Origin of the sequence: Vreelandella janggokensis (assembly GCF_031451615.1) — a bacterium.
Lineage (GTDB): Bacteria > Pseudomonadota > Gammaproteobacteria > Pseudomonadales > Halomonadaceae > Vreelandella > Vreelandella janggokensis.
Genome location: NZ_JARWAJ010000001.1, coordinates 1,166,576 through 1,185,610 on the forward strand (window position 1 = coordinate 1,166,576; position 19,035 = coordinate 1,185,610).

Here is a 19,035-nt window from a genome sequence, read left to right on the forward strand (position 1 = left end):
TCCTAAAGGTAACTCCATGCAATCCATCGAAGGTCATCTTCCTTCTCAAAGCCCGCTGCATGCCATCCTGGCGCCGTCGGGCATTGCCGTCGTTGGTGCATCGTCTGATCCCACCAAGCGCGGCTATAAGGCCATGGTCGGGCTGATCAAGGGCGGCTATGGCGGTGAGATTTACCCGGTCAATCCCAAGGCGACCTCGATTTTAGGGGTCAAAGCCTTTGCCTCGATCAGTGCTATCCCGGGCACCCCGGCGCTGGCGCTGATTTGTACTCCCGCCGCCACGGTGCCCGACCTGATTACTGAGTGTGGCCGCCTCGGCATCAAGGGGGCCGTGGTGTTGGCCAGCGGCTTTGGCGAGACTGGCGAGGCAGGCGCTGCGCTGGAAGCCCGCATGATGGCCAACGCCCGGGCCCATGGCGTGCGCATCATCGGGCCCAACACGTCGGGGCTGTTCAACCTGCACCATCGGGTTAATCTGCTGGCGCTTGATAACCTCAAGACCGGCGACATCGGAATTGTCTCCCAGTCGGGCAACATGCTGCTTTCCCTGGCGCTGGAGGCCCAGCACAACGGGCAGGTCGGGTTCAGTACCTACATCGGGCCGGGCAATCAGGCCGATATCGGCTTCAACGACTACCTCCGCTATCTGGGGGAAGATGAGCATACTCGGGTGGCGACGCTTTATGTGGAGGGCTTTCGGGACGGTCGCCAGTTTCTCGATGCGGCGCGTGAAGTCACTACCATGAAGCCCGTCGTGGTATATAAGTCGGGCTCTACCGAGCAGGGCCAAAAGGCCGCCAGTTCTCACACCGGGGCTCTTGCAGGCAGCTACCGGATGACCGTGGACCTGTTGCGCCAGGCTGGGGTGAGCGTGGTGCAATACTCCGATGAAATACTCCCGGTGGCGGAAGGGCTGGGCCGCTTGCAAAAGTCAGAAGGTAAACGCGTGGCGGTGATTGCCGACGGTGGTGGTCAGGCAACGATCGCCGCCGATCGGCTGGCGGAGGCGGGCTTGACACTGGCGACGCTTAGCCGAGATACCCAGGTGAAACTCGAGGCGCTTTTGCTGCCCCAGGCCTCGACGCTGAACCCTGTCGATGTGGCGGGGTCTTCGGATGCGAATCCTTCCCTCCTGGCAGAATGCATGGCCGTGGTGGCCGCTGATGCGAATGTCGATAGCGTGTTTCTGGTAGGCATGTTTGGCGGCTACAGTCTCCGTTTTGCCGAGTCCTTGCTGGGGGATGAAATGCGCGGGGCCGAATCCATGATTGAGCTTGCCCATTCGAGCGGTAAACCGCTGGTCATCTACAGCCTCTACGCGCCCATTAACCCCCCAGCGCTGAGCCGTTTGCACGAGGCGGGGTTGCCCGTTTACGCCTCCATCGAACACGCGGTAAGAGTGCTGGCGGCGCTGGGCGAGCGCGGTGAATACCTGGCGAAATGCGCCGTTCAACCCGCAAATCTGCCGATGCAGGCATCCCGTAACGGCCAGGCAATATTAACCAACGCAAAAGAACAAAAGCGGAACTTGCTAGAGTTCGAAGCCAAGGGACTGCTGGCCGAGCATGGCATTCATGTGCCCGACGAACGGTGGGTGCAAGGTAGCGATGAGATGGAGGAAGTTGCCCGTCACTTTGGCGAACAGCCATTGGCCATGAAAGTGGTTTCCAAAGATATTCTGCACAAATCCGACGCCGGTGGGGTCAAGCTTGGCCTGGTAGGCGAAGCCGCATTACGCGATGCCTACAAAACCATCGTCGCTAATGCCCAGTACTACGACCCTGGCGCACGACTCGAGGGGGTGCTGGTCACGCCGATGGTAGAGAAAGGGGTGGAGGTGATCATCGGTATGCTGCGGGATCCGGTCTTTGGCCCGGTGCTCATGTTTGGCCTGGGCGGCGTTTTCGTTGAGGTGTGGGAGGACGTGGCGTTTCGTTCACTACCTATCACGCAAGCCGATGCCGAATCCATGGTGAGCCAAATCAAGGCGCAAAAAGTGCTTGAAGGGGTCCGCGGTGCTCAGGCGGTCAATAAGCAGGCACTGGTATTGCTGTTGATGCGCATTTCAAAGTTGGTGGACGCCTATCCGAGCATTCGTGAGTTGGATTTAAACCCGGTAATGGTGTATCCAGAAAGCCACCCCCACGGGTATGCCATTGTGGATGCCCGCATCATTTTGGAGCGTGAAGAATGAGTCAATCGTTGCCGACACTGACGGATGCGACTTTAACGCTTGAAGAACGGGTGGCTACGCTCACCATGAATCGTCACGACGTGCGCAATGCGCTTACCGGCACTGCGTTGGTCGATGACATTGTCGCTACGGCTAACTGGGTTAACCACGCTGCCGACGTGTCGGTATTGGTGATTACCGGGGCCGGATCGGCGTTCTCCGCCGGTGGTAACGTCAAGGATATGGCCCACCGCGACGGCGACTTCGCGGGCGACGTGGCGGAAGTCGCTGAGCGATACCGCCGGGGCATACAGCGTATGCCGCTGGCGCTTGAAGCGGTGGAAGTGCCCATCATTGCGGCGATCAACGGGCCTGCGATCGGCGCCGGGTTTGACCTGGCCAATATGGCGGATTTGCGCATTGCCTCGCGCCAGGCCAAGTTTGGTGAGACCTTTCTCAACCTGGGCATTATTCCCGGCGACGGCGGCGCATGGTTCATGCAACGCCAGATCGGCTACCAGCGTGCCTTTGAGCTGACCTTGTCCGGCCGGGTGATCGATGCCCAGGAAGCCTTGGCGTACGGAATTGTACTGGAGGTTGCCGAGCCCGATGTGTTGATGAAGACGGCGTATGAGCATGCCGGGCGGATCGCTGCCCAACCACCAAAGGCGACTCGGTTGACCAAGCGGCTAATGAAAATGGCGCCCGACATGGAGCTAAAAGGATTTCTGGACGTCTGCGCCGTTTTTCAGGGCATGTCTCATAACGAACCCGAGCATCTGGAAGCCGTTCAGCAAATGTTGGATCGCATGAAAAAATAGCGCCCCAGGTCTGCGGACTCAATCAATAATCTTTCTCAGCCTGGCATCGCCGGGCTTTTTATTGGCGTATAGTCAATGTCTAATATGATTTACCTGCTTGCCACCATCTGATTTACAGTAAAGCAAGCCGACGATAGTGACGGTGCTCTACAGGGAGGTGATTCAATATATGGCAATCGAGGACGTGGGGCTGGCGACGAGCACGCTGGTGTTTTTAGTGCTGGGGTTAACATTGGCGGCCTTTGTATGGGGGCGGTTTCGCTATGATCTGGTCGCCCTTTCAGCGCTATTGGGTTCGGTCATGCTTGGCTTGGTGCCTGCCGAAGATGCCTTTATGGGGTTTGGCCACCCTGCCGTGATCACGGTTGCCGCCGTGCTGGTGCTGAGCAAAGGGTTCGAACGCTCAGGTCTGGTCGATATTATCGCCGACCAGATACTCAAGGTGGGTGATCGCTTGATACTCCAGTTGCTGGCGTTGGTGGGAACCGTCTTGGTACTCTCGGGCATCATGAACAATGTCGGGGCGCTGGCGCTGTTGTTGCCCGTCGCCATGCGTATGGCAAGGGAGCATGACACCTCTCCATCGCTATTGCTGATGCCACTGGCATTTGGCTCACTGCTGGGTGGGCTGATGACGCTTATCGGTACCCCTCCGAATATCATTATTTCCAGTTACCGGGGGAACGTATCCGGCGATACCTTCAGCATGTTCAGCTTTGCCCCTGTGGGAGGCGTCGTGGCGTTGTCCGGGTTGGCATTTATCGTATTGGTCGGCTGGCGACTAACGCCCAAGCGTAGCGGCCAGGCATCAGCCGCGGATATGTTTGACACTGCCAACTATCTGGTAGAGCTCAAGGTCAATGATGAATCCAAGGCCAAAGGGTTGACGTTGCAGCAGCTTCGCGACGAGCTTGAAGAGTCTATTCCGGTACTGGCAGTGGTGCGCGATGACAACCGCCAGGCAGGCTATTCGTTCCACGGTATGTTACAGGCAGGCGATATCCTGCTTTTGGAAGCCGGACCTGAAGAACTGAAACTGCTGGAAGACAAGGCAGGGCTGAGCGCCGTCGCCGAGCTTGAAGGGGATGACGAGGATGAGGAAGCCCGCGACCTGGCTGCAGAAGAAGCGTCGGATTCGCATCCGCCGGTGGATACCGAAGGGCTACAGCTGGTGGAAGTGGTGGTACGTAATGACTCCATGATGATCAATCGGAGTGTTCGTCAGTTGCGTCTCAATCACCAGTTTGGTTTGCATTTGGTGGCGGTGGCTAGGGATGGCACCCGGTTAAAGCAGCGTCTGCGGGATATTCGCTTTCAGACCGGGGATATCCTGTTGTTACAGGGCGAGGAGAATGAAATTGCCGAAAGCCTGCCAGCGTTGGGTTGTTTACCGCTGGCTAACCGCAATTTAAGCCTTGGTCAGCCGCGCAAATTGCTGCTTTCGATGGCTATCTTTGCGGCTGCGATTGTTGCCATGCTGCTGGACGTATTGCCGGCTGCGGTGGCGTTGAGTAGTGCGGCACTGGTTTCGCTATTGATTGGTGTGCTGCCACTTCGGGAGGGCTATCAGGCGATCGACGGGCCTGTGATTGTTCTCTTGGGGGCCATGATTCCGGTCGGCGAGGCCCTGGAGACCAGCGGCGGGGCGGATCTGATCGCCCAGGCGTTGCTGCAATGGGGAGCCGACTGGCCGGTGGTGGTTACCCTGGTGGGGCTGTTTATCCTTTCCATGCTGCTTTCCAATGTCATCAACAATGCGGCAGCGGCGCTGCTGATGGCGCCCATTGCCGTCAGCCTGGCCAGAGGGTTCGAGGTATCGCTCGATCCCTTCCTGATGGTGGTCGCTGTCAGTGCGTCCTGTGCCTTTCTGACCCCGATAGGCCATCAGTCCAATACGCTGGTGCTGGGGCCGGGGGGGTATCGGTTTGGCGATTACTGGAAGTTGGGGTTGCCGCTGTCGGTCATCGTGCTGCTGGTGTCGATACCGATGATCCTGTGGGTATGGCCGCTGTCGACATAACGTTCGTCTTCGAGCATCAATAAGCGTTATTTGATAGAAATTTTGCTACGCTGCTATGTTTAAAAGTGAATGGTTTCAAAGTAAATGGTTTCAAAGTAAATGGTTTTTAAAATAAATAGTTTTAAAGTAAATACGTTCTAAAACGAAAAAATAACGCCACGGGCTAGCTTATGAATCAACAGTTTCGTCAAGACGCGATCATCGAGCTGGTCCGCCAGCATGGATACATGAGCATCGAGCAGCTCACTGATCATTTTGCCGTAACGCCTCAGACCATTCGCCGAGATCTGAACACACTGGCGAACGAAGGCCGCGTGAGGCGAGTTCATGGGGGAGTGGGGATTGAATCCAGCACCGTGAATACCGCCTACAGCACTCGTAAAACCCTGCATCTTGAAGAGAAAGAGCGGATCGCACGCTGCCTGGCTGACCATATTCCCAATGACGCGTCACTATTCATCAACATTGGTACCAGCAACGAGGTGATTGCTCAGGCGCTGCTCGATCATCAGGGGTTGGAGATTATTACCAATAACCTCAACGTCGCGGCGATTCTGCAGCACAAGGAAGATTTCACGGTGATCATCGCAGGGGGGCAGGTGCGTTCCCGGGATGGCGGGATTATTGGCGAGGCCACGATCGACTTTATCAATCAGTTCAAGGTCGATTACGGCATTATCGGTATCAGCGGCATCGACGAAGATGGCTCTTTGCTGGAATTCGACTACCAGGAGGTGCGCGTTGCCCAGGCCATTATTGCCAATTCACGGCGCGTTTATCTGGCGGCCGACTATTCAAAGTTTCACCGCAACCCGGTGGTACGCCAAGGCAATATTGCCCAGTTGGACGCACTGTTTACCGACCGTAAACCGCCTGAGGCCATTCAGCGCCTGCTGACCCAGCACGATGTCGCGTTGCACCTGGCCTGATCAGGTGAAGGCGGTTATGTTTTCATACTTGAGCATTGCTGGCGGCTGGCGTAGCCTTTGGTGATAATAATTCGAAAATAAATGTACAGAATCGAAACTACCAACAACAAAGTGAACGTGCCATGTCCTCCTATATACTTGCCATCGATCAAGGTACGACCAGTTCCCGTGCCATCCTGTTTGACCGTGAAGGTCAAGTAACTGCTGTCGCGCAGCAGGAATTTACCCAGCACTATCCCTACGACGGTTGGATCGAGCACGATCCTGAAGATATCTGGGACACGGTCGTTGCCACCTGCCAGGAAGTTGTCAAAAAGGCAGCTATCAAGCCAGAGCAAATTGCTGGCGTGGGGATCACCAATCAGCGCGAAACCACCATTGTGTGGGACAAGCGCACCGGAAAGCCGGTCTATAACGCCATTGTGTGGCAGGACCGGCGTACGTCGTCGCTCTGCCAACAGCTGCGCGATGGTGGCCATACCGAGCGTGTGCAGGCCAAGACCGGCCTGCTGATCGACCCGTACTTTTCCGCCACCAAGCTTGCATGGGTGCTGGACAACGTCGAAGGGACCCGAGCCCGGGCTGAGAAAGGCGAATTGCTCTTTGGTACCGTCGATAGCTTCCTGATCTGGCGATTGACCGGTGGTCACCATCACGTAACTGATGCGACCAATGCCTCGCGCACCGCCTTGTTCAATATCCACGAGCAGTGCTGGGACGACGAACTGCTCGACCTGTTCGATATCCCGGCAAGCTTGCTGCCTGAGGTGAAAGACTCGAGCGATGATTTTGGCACCATGGATGCCCGCTGGCTGGGTGTTGAGCTGCCGATTGCGGGTGTGGCGGGGGATCAACAGGCAGCGCTGGTCGGTCAGGCGTGCTTTCAGCCGGGCATGGGGAAGAGTACCTACGGGACCGGATGTTTCATGATCGTCAACACCGGAGACACACCGTCTCTGTCGCGCAACCGGTTGCTGACGACCATTGGGTATCGCCTGAACGGCAAGCCGACCTACGCCATGGAAGGCAGTATTTTTGTCGCCGGCGCCACGGTCCAGTGGCTGCGCGATGGGCTGAATTTATTTGCGGATGCGGCGGAGACCGAAGCCCTTGCCCGTAAAACCCGCCGCGGGCATAGCGTTTATCTAGTCCCTGCCTTTACTGGCCTGGGGGCACCGCACTGGGATCCGAAAGCCCGCGGGGCGATTTTTGGTCTGACCCGCGATACCGGGATTGCAGAAATTGTCGCCGCTGGCCTTCAGGCAGTCTGTTATCAGACGCGTGATCTTCAGCATTGCATGAATGACGATATGGAAGCCCCGCCCGGCAACCTGCGTGTTGATGGCGGCATGGTCAAGAATAACTGGGTCATGCAGTTTCTGGCCGATATGCTGAACGTGCAAGTGGACCGCCCCACGATTCTGGAAACCACCGCTCTGGGCGCCGCCTACCTGGCCGGCCTGCGGTTAGGCTGGTATCAGACCCTGGACGAGATAGAGCAACTCTGGCGCTGCGAGCGAAGCTTTATACCGAGTATGGAGGAGGCGAACCGCGAACAACTTTACCAAGGATGGTTGGACGCGGTTTCCCGCGTGCGTTCAACGGATTAACCTATTCCCGCCAGAGGCCGCTATCGCCATGGCGGTGGTGATAGCGGCCTCATTTTATTAACCCATGGTCGACTGGCGTCGTTGGGTTGATGGCGTATACTGCCACCGCTTATCCAGGCCACCTCGGGTAAGTTTCCCGACGTTATCAATGCGTTCCCTGCGTATTGTCCCTCCATCGTGAAATTCTATGACACCTTTCGGGGTTATTCGACGCTTATGTAGTCGAGCTACAACGCTGCCTGCGGCCAATGACGCATTGTGAGCTTTATGGCAGTGCACCATAGTGAAGTCATGGATCAGGGCGGTGTTTCGTTATCCCGATTGACCCCTTCTGACCACTGCTACATTTGATGCGCTTTTGAATTACCCGGGCGCTTGAAGCGAAGGTCTTGTAACGCTTGTGACCTTATCGCAGTCACCGAACTGGACACTTATCCGGTCCAGCATGAGTAGCAACGTCACCATTCGTCATTAACAAGATGGCTGCTTAACGATTAACGACAATAGTAAGCAGCGGATGACCATACCATGAGGGTTGAACCATGAACTGCATCGAATTAAGCCAACAAGCCGACCGAATCGCGAATACGTTCAGCAAGCAAGACCTGGCCAAGCTGGTAGTAGCGCTAAAAGGCCAGCGGGAGTCGCTTCAGCACGCGGTTGAAGTCATCGACACCATTGATAGCCGTATGGGGTACACTATTGAAGAGGCGTGGGACGAGGTGCTGGCAGGGGATTCCCAACTGCTGGTTGAAAACGAAGAATAGCGACTAAAGATTAGTTTCTGACGCTCTTCACTTTCCTCTATCCCCCTGGCGGCCACCGTGAGGGGGATTTTATTTGCCACTGCGCTCCCATTGCCGCCACTTTCTAGGAGGGAACTTCCTGTTTGGGTGTATAGGGTTGGGCGGTATCCCGGTTCTGGGCGAAATACGCCTCAAAACGCTCTTCGGCTTGCTCGCCAAATAGAACACGGCAGGCTTCTTTCAACCCCTTGGAGTGGCGCAGTTGCTCGTGGTGCACTACGAGCGATACTTTGGCTCGGCGGCGCAGGAAATCCTCAAGCTGGGTGATCATCTCATGGTCGCGGGCATGTTCAAGCTCGCAGCGAATGTATTCCGTGCCCTCGATCAGAATGTCGGCTTCTGCCGGGTCCTGGCGGATTTTTTCGAGCATGGGCATCGCCTGTTCGGCATAACGTCGCCAAAGGCGTGATGAGAGAGGCTCTGAGGATGTCGCCGCTGTCATGGCGTCCAGGTTCATGCGCTTGGCATGATCCATGAACTGTTGTTTCACGGCATTGGGGGGCTCGCCATACCAGCGGAAGCCCTGGTCGGGTAGTTCGACCCCAAGCTTTGCGACGGCTTCAGCGATTTCATCGCCCACGTTCAGGCAGTCGGTCAACTTGCCGCCAAAAATACTGATGTGCGCGCTATCCTGATTGGTATCGATCACATGCTTGCGGGATAGCTGGAGAAAGTCGCGGTCGTTGCCTTGATCCGCCTTGATGGCCAAGGGACGCACGCCACAGCGGGTCGAGATGATATCGGCCTGACCCAGTGGCTTGTCGAGGGTCAGGCGCTTGTTGATGTTTTCCAGCACGAAGTCAATGTCGTCACCGGTAACATCCACCTCGGGGTGTTCCATGTGCGTATCGGTGGTCCCGATACAGGTGCGGTTGCCCATGGGAATGACAAAGAACAGCCGCCCGTCGTCGGCGAAGAAGGCCAGCACGCGCTGGGAATCCGTCAACTGGGGCACGATCAGGTGAATACCCTTGGAGTACAGGTGTTGGTGGGTGGTCTTTTGCCCGGTCAGGGTGTTGTGCTGGTCGACCCAGGGGCCTGCTGCATTAATCAGCACCTTGGCGCGGATATCGAAGGTTTGGCCATCCATCACGTTACGCGCCTTGGTGACCCAGACATTTCCTTCACGCTCTGCCCCCAGTGATTCGACATAGTTAGCGGCAATTGCACCATGATTGAGTGCATGACGAACGAAATTGAAGACAAAACGGGCATCGTTGTCGTGCAGGTAGGCATCCGAATATTCAAAGCCGCCGACGGAGTCATCGACATCGATAATCGGTTCTTCCTGCTTTATATCCTTGGGGGACAGCAAGCGGGGTCGCCGGGTAAATCCATTGCCCATCAGCCAGTAGAGCCAGGTGCCAATCCACAAGTAACGCGGTGAATGGCGAAACCCCCGGGTGATGTTGGTCAGAAAACGAATTTCCTGAACAGTGGATGGGTAACTTTTAATTAAATGATTACGACTCTTGCAAAGCTTTCGAACCAATGCAAAGTCTTTGCTTTCCATATATTTGATGCCTCCCCAAACGAGATTTGAGGAGTGCATGCTGGTGCTGCCAGCGAAGTCGCCACGATCGATCAAGGCAACCCGGGCGCCTTTACCTGACAGCGCCGCAGCGGTGGCGGCACCATTGATGCCACCACCAATGATCAGTACATCGAATTCATCGGAATGTAGTTTCTCGATATTACGGTTACGCAGTTTCATAGCGGATCCAAATTAACAAAGAAAGCCCCGTTCACGGTGCTGTATGGGCGACCGCGCTGTTGGTAAGTGTCGATAGAGGGTGCCGCCGATGAAGCCGGAAAGGGCGGGCCGTGGGGCCCGCCCAGCCGGTATTAGCGCGTCCCGGCCGACATCCATTCTTCCATCATTTCGTCGTAAGGCACGGTGGTGCCTTGTGGCATTTCGTCATCCAGCTTGGCTTTCGGCGCGCCATCCTGGTCCAGCCAGTATTGCGGGTCACGCTCTTCGTTCAACACGGGGGCGTAGCTGTCGAAGACATCGGCACGGGCAAGACGGTGCATGGTGCTATCCATATCCGCCGCCAGTGCATCGAGGCCTTCCTGTGGCGATACATCTCCGCTCATGACCGGTGCAAGGTTTTGCCACCATAGGGGCGCCATGCGGGGATAATCGGGGACGTTGGTGCCCGTTGGGGTCCAGTTGGACTCGTTGGGGCTGCGGTAGAATTCGACCAACCCGCCGAGCTTGGGCGCCATTTCGGTCATCTGCTCAGAGAAGATGTCGGACTCGCGGATCGGCGTCAGGCCGTGCATCAACTTCTCAAGCGATACCGTCTTGGAAACGGTGAACTGACCAAACAGCCACGCCGCTGTGCGACGGTCTTCGGGGGTGGAGTCAAAGAACGTCCAGGCGCCTACGTCTTGATAGCCAACCTTCATGCCTTCTTCCCAATACGGGCCGGTGGGCGAGGGGGCCATGCGCCATAGCGGATTGCCTTCGTCATCGGTCACGGCGACATCGGGGTCGGTCATGTCGGCCGTGAAGGCGGTGTACCAGAAAATCTGCTGGGCAATATGGCCTTGAGCAGGCACCGGACCCGCTTCACCGAAGGTCATGCCTTGGGCTTCGGGTGGAGCGAAGTCGCGGAGCCAGTCAACGGCCTTTTGCATGGCAAAGACGGAGGCGGGAGAGTTGGTCGCACCGCCACGGCTAACGCTGGCCCCCACCGGCTGGCTGTCTTCGTTGACACGAATACCCCAGTCATCTACCGGGTTGCCGGAAGGAACGCCAGGACTGCCCATACCTGCCATGGAGAGCCAGGAGTCGTGGAAACGCCAGCCTAATGAGGGGTCGCGGCGACCGTAATCCATGTGACCATAGATCTCTTTGCCGTCGAGCTCGCCAACATGGTCGGTGAAGAATTCGGCGATATCCTCATAGGCCGTCCAGTTGGTGGGTACGCCCAGGTCGTAGCCGTAAATATCCCGGAACTGCTCCTGCAGGTCTTCGCGCTGGAACCAGTCGTAGCGGAACCAGTAAAGGTTGGCGAACTGCTGGGTTGGCAATTGATAGATGCTGCCATCTGGCCCGGTGCCGTACTGCAGCCCGATGAAGTCGTCCAGATCCAGCGTGGGTAGCGTGTAGTCGGCCCATTCGTTTTCCATCGCCTCGGAGAGGTTGATGGTGGTGCCATAGCGGATGTGGGTACCGATGGCATCGGTATCGTTGACGAAACCATCGTAGATGCTGTTACCCGACTGCATCTGGTTTTGCATGGTGTCGACAACATCGCCTTCGCCAATGATGTTGTGAGTGACGTTGATACCGGTTAGCTCACTGAACGCTTCAGCAAGCACTTCGCTTTCATAGACGTGGGTGGTTAACCCCTCCGCAACGGTCTGTATATCCATGTCGCGAAATGGTTCGGCCGCTTTGGCAAACCACATCAGTTCCTCGATCTGTTCCTCGCGGCTCAGGGTCGAGTTTTGGAAATGCTCGTCGACCAGCCGCTCGGCCACCGCCCGCGCATCGTGGTCGTCTGCGGCTAGCGAACCGGATGCTAGCAGCAGGCTGGCGGCGAGGGTGGTAAGTTTGAAATTGTTATGTCGCATATAGACCTCGTTGTGTTGTGATCTTCCCTAATGGCGAATCCGTCCATGAGACCGCTTTTGGTTCTCGCACCGGTTACCCCCAGCGCATCAGCACCAACAGCCAGACCAGCGAAGCTGCCAGTGCTAACCAAATCGATAATGAGGTAAAGCCAATCACGCCAAGATGAATAAACGCAGCAGACAGAAGGCCAACAAACAGCCGGTCTCCGCGTGTGGTCGTGATGGGCAGAAAGCCCTTACGCTCTATGGTGGGCGAGACAATTTCCCAGACCGTCATCCCCGCCAACATGGCGGCAATGGCGGAAAAGAAAATAGCGGTGGGCACCGTCCATACCATCCAAGACATACATCACCTCCTTAGGTACGACCCAGGGCAAAGCCCTTGGCGATATGGTTGCGGACAAAGTAGACCACCAGAATGCCTGGCAAGATGGTCAGCACACCGGCTGCGGCGAGCGTGCCCCAGTCAATCCCCGACGCGGTGGACGTGCGCGTCATGATCATGCCAATGGGCTGTGCCTCGGTGGCCGTCAGCGTTCTGGCCAGGAGCAGTTCAACCCACGAGAACATGAACAGGAAGAACAGCGTGACGCCGATACCCGAGCGAATCATCGGGATAAAAATCTTGATGAAAAAGCGTGGAAAGCTGTAACCGTCGATGTAGGCGGTTTCGTCGATCTCCTTGGGAACGCTGCTCATGAAGCCTTCAAGAATCCAGATGGCCAGTGGAATATTGAAGAGGCAGTGCGCCAGCGCCACGGCAATGTGCGTGTCGAAGAGACCGACCGAATAATAAAGCTGGAAGTAGGGCAGCAGGAACACAGCGGGCGGCGCCATGAGGTTGGTCAGCAGCCAGAAGAACAGGTGCTTATCGCCAATGAAGCTGTAGCGGCTGAAGGCATACGCAGCCGGTAGTGCCACACAGATGGTGATCAGCATGTTCATCAGCACATAGGCAATCGAGTTGACATAGCCCATGTACCAGCTTGAGTCGGTAAAGATACCGATATAGTTGTCAAAGGTAAGGTTCTCCGGCCACATGGTCATGGAGCCCAGTATTTCGCTGTTGGTTTGCAGCGACATGTTCAGCAGCCAATAGATGGGCAGAATCATCAAGAGCAGATAGACGCCCAGCAACAGGCGCGAGCGCAGCTTGGTTCTGGCGTTGCGCTTGCGGCGTTGTGCGGGTGTGGTGCGGCTGAAAATGGTGTTGTATTTTTCACCCTGCTGGGTGTTTTCCAGTTGGTAGCTCATATCAGGCTCCTCCCTGGGAATGCTTGTCTTTCTGCATGTTCATAATGGCGGTGTAGAACACCCAGCTCACCAGCAGGATGACCAGGAAGTAGATAATCGAGAAAGCAGCGGAGGGTCCCAAGTCCTGCTGACCCACCGCCATGGTGGTCAATGATTGACTCAGGAAAGTCGTTGAGCTGCCAGGCCCGCCACCGGTCAGTACAAAGGGCTCGGCGTAAATCATGAACGAGTGCATGAAGCGCAGCAGCACGGCAATGACCAGCACATTGGTCAGCTTGGGCAGCTGGATGTAGCGAAATACCGCCCATTTTGAGGCACGGTCAATGCGCGCCGCCTGATAGTAGGCTTCGGGGATGGAGCGCAGGCCGCTGTAGCAAAGCATGGCGACCAGCGGGGTCCAGTGCCAAACGTCCATCAGGATGATCGTCACCCAGGCATCGGCGGCGTTACGGGTAATGTTGTACTCGATGCCCAACTGGCGAAGTCCCCAACCCATCAGGCCGATATCACCGCGTGTGAAAATCTGCCAGATACTGCCCACCACGTTCCAGGGAATCAGCAGGGGCAGAGTAATCAGGATCAGCACTGCCGATGCTTGCCAACCACGTTTGGGCATGATCAACGCAATGCCGATTCCCAGAGGGATCTGGATGGCAAGAATGGTGAGCGAGAATATTATCTGGCGTAGAAAAGCCGCTTGCAGGGCCGGGTCGTTGAGCATGGTTTCGAACCACTCGGTGCCGGTAAAGAAGCGGGCGTTAGCCCCAAGCACGTCTTGCACCGAGTAGTTGACGACGGTCATCAGTGGCACGATCGCGGAAAACGCGACCAGGACAAGCATTGGCAGTACCAATAGCCAGGCGCGGTTGTTATAGACTTTATTCATGATCTACCTCGACTCGGTATTCATCGACGTAAAGGCTCAGTTTGTCGTCGGGAAAACGGATATAGACGGTATCACCCAGGGCAGGATGGTCTTCGGGCAACCTGGCTTTAAATGTTTGCTGATTGAACGAGAAGGTGAGAATGGTGTAGGTGCCAAGGTCCTGCAGGTTCTCTTTTTGCACGGCAATCGTGTCGGGTGCGGCGCTTGCGTGAACGTCGATGAATTCCGGGCGAATGCCGAGCTTGAGGTTGTCGCTCTCGGTCTTTTTAAGCGTGGCCAGATAAGCATTGCTTAACGGCAGTGGCTGGTCGCCGAAGTAGGCCGTATTTTGTGCCTCATCGTAGCGAAGCTCGAAAAAATTCATGCCTGGACTACCGATGAAATAACCCACGAAAGTATGCGCGGGTGTTTCGAACAGTTCCCGTGGCGTACCGAACTGCACCACCTGGCCTTCGTACATCACGGCAATCTTGTCAGCGAAGGTCGAGGCTTCAAGCTGGTCGTGAGTGACGTAGATCATGGTGATGTTAAAGCGCTCGTGGATTTCCTTGAGCTTGCGGCGCAGCTTCCACTTCAACTGCGGGTCGATGACGGTAAGCGGCTCATCAAACAGAATGGCGGTAACGTCGTCGCGGACCAGACCGCGCCCCATGGAGACCTTCTGTTTTTCATCGGCGGTCAGGTTTTTGGCTTTGCGCGATAACAGCGGTGTCAGCTCAAGGATGTCGGCGACTTCCAGTACCTTGGGTTTAACCCGGTACTCGGGAGTGTTCATGTTGCGCAGCGGGAAGGCGAGATTATCGAACACCGTCATGGTGTCGTAGATCACCGGGAACTGGAACACCTGGGCGATGTTGCGCTCTTCCGGTGGCAGTTCGTTGACCCGGTGGCCATCGAAGAGCACATCGCCTTCGGTGGGCGCCAATAGCCCTGAAATAATATTCAGAAGGGTTGATTTGCCGCATCCGGACGGTCCCAGCAAGGCATAAGCGCCGCCTTGATGCCATACGTGTTCCATATGGCGGATGGCGTAATCCTCGGCCGATTGCGGGTTGGCGCTGTATGTGTGCGCGAGTGTTTTAAGCACGATCTCAGCCATGCGCGGCGCCCTCCGTCTGAGCCAACGGGGTATGCACAATGTGGCCCTGCTGGTCGAAAACAAACAGTTTATGAATGGGGAAATAAACCTTGATGGGCTGATTGACCTTCAATTCGTGTATTCCCAGGAGATGCAATACCAGTGGGAAGTGCGCATGACGCGCATGAAGAAAAGTTTCGGACCCACTGATTTCGGCAACATCCACGGTGACCGGCAGTTCCAGATCATCCGCGGCTTGCGGTGTAAGGCTCAAATGCGAGGCGCGAACCCCGAACTGGTAGTCACCAGGGGGCAGCTTTCGCAAGGCATCGTCGCAGGTAAAGTGAGTGTCGTTATCGAAGGTGATGTCGTTGTCGGTGAGCCGACCCGGCACGATATTGATCGGCGGCTCAGAAAACATCTCGGCGCTGAGAATGCCGTTGGGTTGCCGATAGATTTGATCGGTGGGGCCGTACTGCAGCAGCTTACCTTCGTGAAGGATGGCTGTGTTGCCGCCGAGTGCAAGAGCCTCATTAGGCTCAGTGGTGGCGTACACGGCAATACAGTTACGCACTTTGAACAAGTCGCGCAGCTCGTCGCGCAATTCCTCACGGAGTTTATAGTCCAGGTTGACCAGCGGCTCGTCGAAGAGAATGACATCGGCGTCTTTTACCAGAGCGCGGCCCATGGCGGTGCGCTGTTGCTGGCCACCGGACAACTCCAGAGGATAGCGGTCAAGCAGATGCTCGATATGCAGCATCTCAGCAATTTCGCCGACGCGCTTGTTAATTTCGCTTTTTGGCTGTTTGGCGAGTTTAAGCGGCGAGGCAATATTGTCGTAGACGGTCAAACTGGGGTAATTGATGAACTGCTGATATACCATCGATACGTTACGGTGGCGTACCGGTACTCCGGTGACGTCCTTGCCATCCATCAGAATACGACCTTGGGTAGGTGGTTCAAGGCCGGCCATCAAGCGCATCAGTGTGGTCTTGCCTGCGAGTGTTCTGCCCAATAGCACATTGAAGGAGCCCGGCTCGAGTGCTAGGTCAACGTCGCTAATATAGGGAACACCGCCTACGGTATGGGCGATATTTTGCAAATGTAGTGACATGCGAATCTCGCTAGCGTCGTTGTTATTGGAGAATATCTAGCTTTCGTTTACGAAATCCTAGTTGATCGTTTTCGAACCTGCAATGCCTTTATTTGCTTTCGTTTGCAGTTTTTGGATGAAAAATCGAAAATTAAACGAAAGTCTAGGGTCAAAAAAAACCGGCCTCAGGGAGGCCGGTTGAAGGTTGGTGCGAGCGAGTGGCTATTTAATGCTGTCTGCCGTCTCAGATGCTTGTGTCGACTGCGGCTTGGCATTGTGATCAATCAGCGTCGACTTGTCGGTAGCAAAGGTTTCGTAAGGGAAATCGTCTACAGTGAGCATTTCCAATACCTCAGCTTCGAATTCACGCATGAACTGGGCGTCTTCTTCGCTAATTAGACGGCCTTCCAATGCCGCTTCCACCCGTGCTTCAGGATGCAGTGCCGTCTGCGGCAGTTCACCCTTGGCATAGGCTTTGTTGACCGTGCGATAGATTGCCTCAGCACGCTCGTAGTCCACCAGCAGCGCGTTATAGCGGGCGAGCGGGTTGCGCTGTTCGCCGTCGTCGGCGTCCCAGGTATTGTGCAACAGCTTGGTACGCAATGCGCTGTGGGTGGAGACGCGCTTGGCGATATCCCGCGCATCGTCATCGTGGGGCTTGTCCCAGCGGCGACCGGTCGGCATGACGATCACTTTCAGCGTCTTGCCCAGCGCCCGGTTGGGCAGGTTATCGAAAATCTCGACAAAGGCCTGTTCAGCCCGCTGGAGCAGGAAACGACAGCTGTAATGCAGCAGGGCTTCTTCGCCTTCCACCTTGTCACCCGCTTGCCATTGCTTGAGTACCATCGAGGCCAGGTAGAGGTTGGAAAGCACATCGCCAAGACGGGCGGAGAGCATTTCACGTTTCTTCAAGGCCGATCCGAGGCTTGCCATGGCCGCATCGGCGCACAGTCCGAAGCCTGCCGAGAGGCGGGCGATGTCCTGGGCGTAGGCGGCCGCCGGGCCGTCGAACGGCACATTGGGTTTGCCGATGCCGAAGCCCAGGGTGAAGGCGCGGGCCGCGTTGCCAAAGATGAGTCCCGCATGGCTGAAGAACGCCTTGTCGAATGCCTTGATATCGTTGGCGTCCTTCGCGGCTAGCTCCTCAAGCACATAGGGATGGCAGCGGATAGCTCCCTGACCGAAGATCATCAGGTTGCGGGTCATGATGTTGGCGCCTTCCACGGTGATCGCCACCGGATTGGCGCTGTAGCCAATACCCAGGTAGTTGCGTGGGCCCAGAGTGACCGCCTTACCGCCATGTACGTCCATGGCATCGGCAAGAATATCGCGCTGGAATTCGGTCAGTTGGCTTTTCAGAATCGCCGAGGGGACTGCGGGCTTTTCGCCATGGTCGATCAGGTTGGCGGTTTGATAGACCGTTGCCTGGGCGATGTACCCGAGGGCTGCCATGCGCGCCAGAGGTTCCTGCACGCCTTCCATTTCCGCCACGGGCACGTTGAACTGACGGCGCACACGGGTGAAACCGCCGCTCCAGCCCAACGCATAGCGCGCCGTGCCGGTGGCGCCTGAGGGAAGCGTAATACAACGGCCGATGGAGAGACACTCGACCAGCATGCGCCAACCCTGGCCGATCATGTCGGGGCCGCCGATGATCGTATCCAGCGGGACAAAAACGTCCTTACCCTTGATCGGACCATTCATAAACGGGCTGCCGATCGGATGGTGGCGACGACCAATCTCCATACCGTCGGTATCGCGGGGAATCAACGCCAGGGTAATGCCGCGGTCTTCTTCATCGCCGAGCAGGTTCTCGGGATCAAACAGCCTGAAGGCAAGACCGACAACGGTGGCAATGGGCGCCAGGGTGATCCAGCGCTTTTCAAAGTTGAGCCGCAGGCCGAGGACTTCTTCACCGTTGACCATTTGCTTGCACACGACGCCGGTGTCCGGCAGCGAGGTAGCGTCTGAACCGGCACGCGGGCCTGTCAGGCCAAAGCAGGGAATCTCACGGCCATCGGACAGGCGCGGCAGGTAGTGATCTTTCTGCTCCTGAGTACCATATTTGAGCAGTAGCTCGCCTGGGCCCAACGAGTTGGGCACGCCGACGGTAACCATCAGCGTTTCATTGGCGGAGAGCTTTTGCAGCACCATGGACTGGGCCTTGGCCGAGAAGCCCAGGCCGCCGTACTCCTTCGGAATGATCATGCCGAAGAAGCCTTCTTTTTTCAGGTAATCCCACAGTTGCTGGGGAAGGTCCGCGCGCTCAATGGCGATATCCCAGGCATTACACATGCCGGCGGCTTTTGCGCACTGGTTGTCGAGAAAGGCTTGCTCGTCTTCACGCAGGCCTTCGTCTTTAAAGTTGAGCAGCTTGTTCCATTGGGGCTTGCCGGAAAACAGCTCGCCATCCCAGGAGACAGTGCCCGCTTCCAACGCAGTGCGCTCTGTGTCAGAGACTTTGGGCGCGACTTTCTTGAACATTGCAAACAGCCGCGGGGTAAGCCACTGGCGGCGTAGCGCAGGAAGCCCGGCAATGGCCACAGCGGCGGCGCCCAGCAGTAAGAGCACGCCAATGACGGCGGCATCGAACACCAGGCCAACAAGGCCCAGCACGGCAAGCACGACCAGGGCGGCGGTTGCACCGGCTTCGCGGCGCATCACCGCGAGCAGGCCAACAGCCGCCAGCACGATCAGTAGTAGGGTGAGCATAGTGCCTCTCCATATGTTGAGGGATAGTGTTGAAGGATACGATATGGTTAATAATGCACAGATTTAAA

At 56.5% G+C, this 19,035-nt stretch carries 14 protein-coding genes; 6 read left to right on the forward strand and 8 right to left on the reverse strand.

Going from position 1 to position 19,035, the window contains the following annotated elements; all coding sequences use genetic code 11:
* Positions 1 to 16 precede the first annotated feature (16 nt).
* The 6 genes from QC816_RS05300 to QC816_RS05325 all read left to right on the forward strand — a co-directional run bounded on the left by QC816_RS05300 (position 17) and on the right by QC816_RS05325 (position 8,320).
* Positions 17 to 2,194, forward strand: coding sequence for an acetate--CoA ligase family protein (locus tag QC816_RS05300; RefSeq protein ID WP_085918705.1), 2,178 nt, complete (start codon positions 17 to 19; stop codon positions 2,192 to 2,194).
* Positions 2,191 to 2,994, forward strand: coding sequence for an enoyl-CoA hydratase-related protein (locus tag QC816_RS05305; protein WP_085918704.1), 804 nt, complete (start codon positions 2,191 to 2,193; stop codon positions 2,992 to 2,994). Before QC816_RS05300 ends, QC816_RS05305 begins: the two co-directional genes overlap by 4 nt.
* A 169-nt stretch (positions 2,995 to 3,163) precedes the next feature.
* Positions 3,164 to 5,014, forward strand: coding sequence for an SLC13 family permease (locus tag QC816_RS05310; RefSeq protein WP_309781308.1), 1,851 nt, complete (start codon positions 3,164 to 3,166; stop codon positions 5,012 to 5,014).
* A gap of 170 nt (positions 5,015 to 5,184) precedes the next feature.
* Positions 5,185 to 5,943: a DeoR/GlpR family transcriptional regulator gene (locus tag QC816_RS05315; protein WP_309781309.1), complete on the forward strand. Its 759-nt coding sequence runs from the start codon at positions 5,185 to 5,187 to the stop codon at positions 5,941 to 5,943.
* Positions 5,944 to 6,065: 122 nt separating this feature from the next.
* Complete coding sequence (glpK, locus tag QC816_RS05320; RefSeq protein ID WP_309781310.1) at positions 6,066 to 7,553, forward strand: glycerol kinase GlpK; 1,488 nt, start codon at positions 6,066 to 6,068, stop codon at positions 7,551 to 7,553.
* 542 nt (positions 7,554 to 8,095) lie between these two features.
* Entirely contained in the window at positions 8,096 to 8,320 is a 225-nt protein-coding gene (locus tag QC816_RS05325) for a hypothetical protein (protein ID WP_085918700.1), read from the forward strand.
* A 103-nt stretch (positions 8,321 to 8,423) separates the two neighbouring features.
* Here QC816_RS05325 and QC816_RS05330 read toward each other — a convergent pair whose 3' ends face one another.
* From QC816_RS05330 to QC816_RS05365, 8 genes are all read right to left on the reverse strand, one after another.
* Entirely contained in the window at positions 8,424 to 10,073 is a 1,650-nt protein-coding gene (locus QC816_RS05330; protein WP_264823171.1) for a glycerol-3-phosphate dehydrogenase/oxidase, read from the reverse strand.
* A 131-nt stretch (positions 10,074 to 10,204) separates the two neighbouring features.
* Entirely contained in the window at positions 10,205 to 11,944 is a 1,740-nt protein-coding gene (locus tag QC816_RS05335; RefSeq protein ID WP_085918698.1) for an ABC transporter substrate-binding protein, read from the reverse strand.
* A gap of 73 nt (positions 11,945 to 12,017) precedes the next feature.
* Positions 12,018 to 12,290: a DUF2160 domain-containing protein gene (locus tag QC816_RS05340; protein ID WP_085918697.1), complete on the reverse strand. Its 273-nt coding sequence runs from the start codon at positions 12,288 to 12,290 to the stop codon at positions 12,018 to 12,020.
* Between the two features lie 11 nt (positions 12,291 to 12,301).
* A complete protein-coding gene (locus tag QC816_RS05345; RefSeq protein ID WP_199283363.1) occupies positions 12,302 to 13,198 on the reverse strand; it encodes a carbohydrate ABC transporter permease in 897 nt (298 codons plus the stop codon).
* Between the two features lies 1 nt (position 13,199).
* The gene (locus QC816_RS05350; RefSeq protein WP_176243663.1) at positions 13,200 to 14,084 is read right to left on the reverse strand and encodes a carbohydrate ABC transporter permease; all 885 of its coding nucleotides are present in this window, start codon (positions 14,082 to 14,084) and stop codon (positions 13,200 to 13,202) included.
* Positions 14,077 to 15,183, reverse strand: a complete 1,107-nt coding sequence (locus tag QC816_RS05355) for an ABC transporter ATP-binding protein (protein ID WP_309781312.1) — start codon at positions 15,181 to 15,183, stop codon at positions 14,077 to 14,079. Before QC816_RS05355 ends, QC816_RS05350 begins: the two co-directional genes overlap by 8 nt.
* Positions 15,176 to 16,276, reverse strand: coding sequence for an ABC transporter ATP-binding protein (locus tag QC816_RS05360; RefSeq protein ID WP_085918693.1), 1,101 nt, complete (start codon positions 16,274 to 16,276; stop codon positions 15,176 to 15,178). The genes QC816_RS05355 and QC816_RS05360 overlap by 8 nt, the downstream gene beginning before the upstream one ends.
* Before the next feature lie 201 nt (positions 16,277 to 16,477).
* A complete protein-coding gene (locus QC816_RS05365; protein WP_085918692.1) occupies positions 16,478 to 18,967 on the reverse strand; it encodes an acyl-CoA dehydrogenase in 2,490 nt (829 codons plus the stop codon).
* Between the last annotated feature and the right edge of the window lie 68 nt (positions 18,968 to 19,035).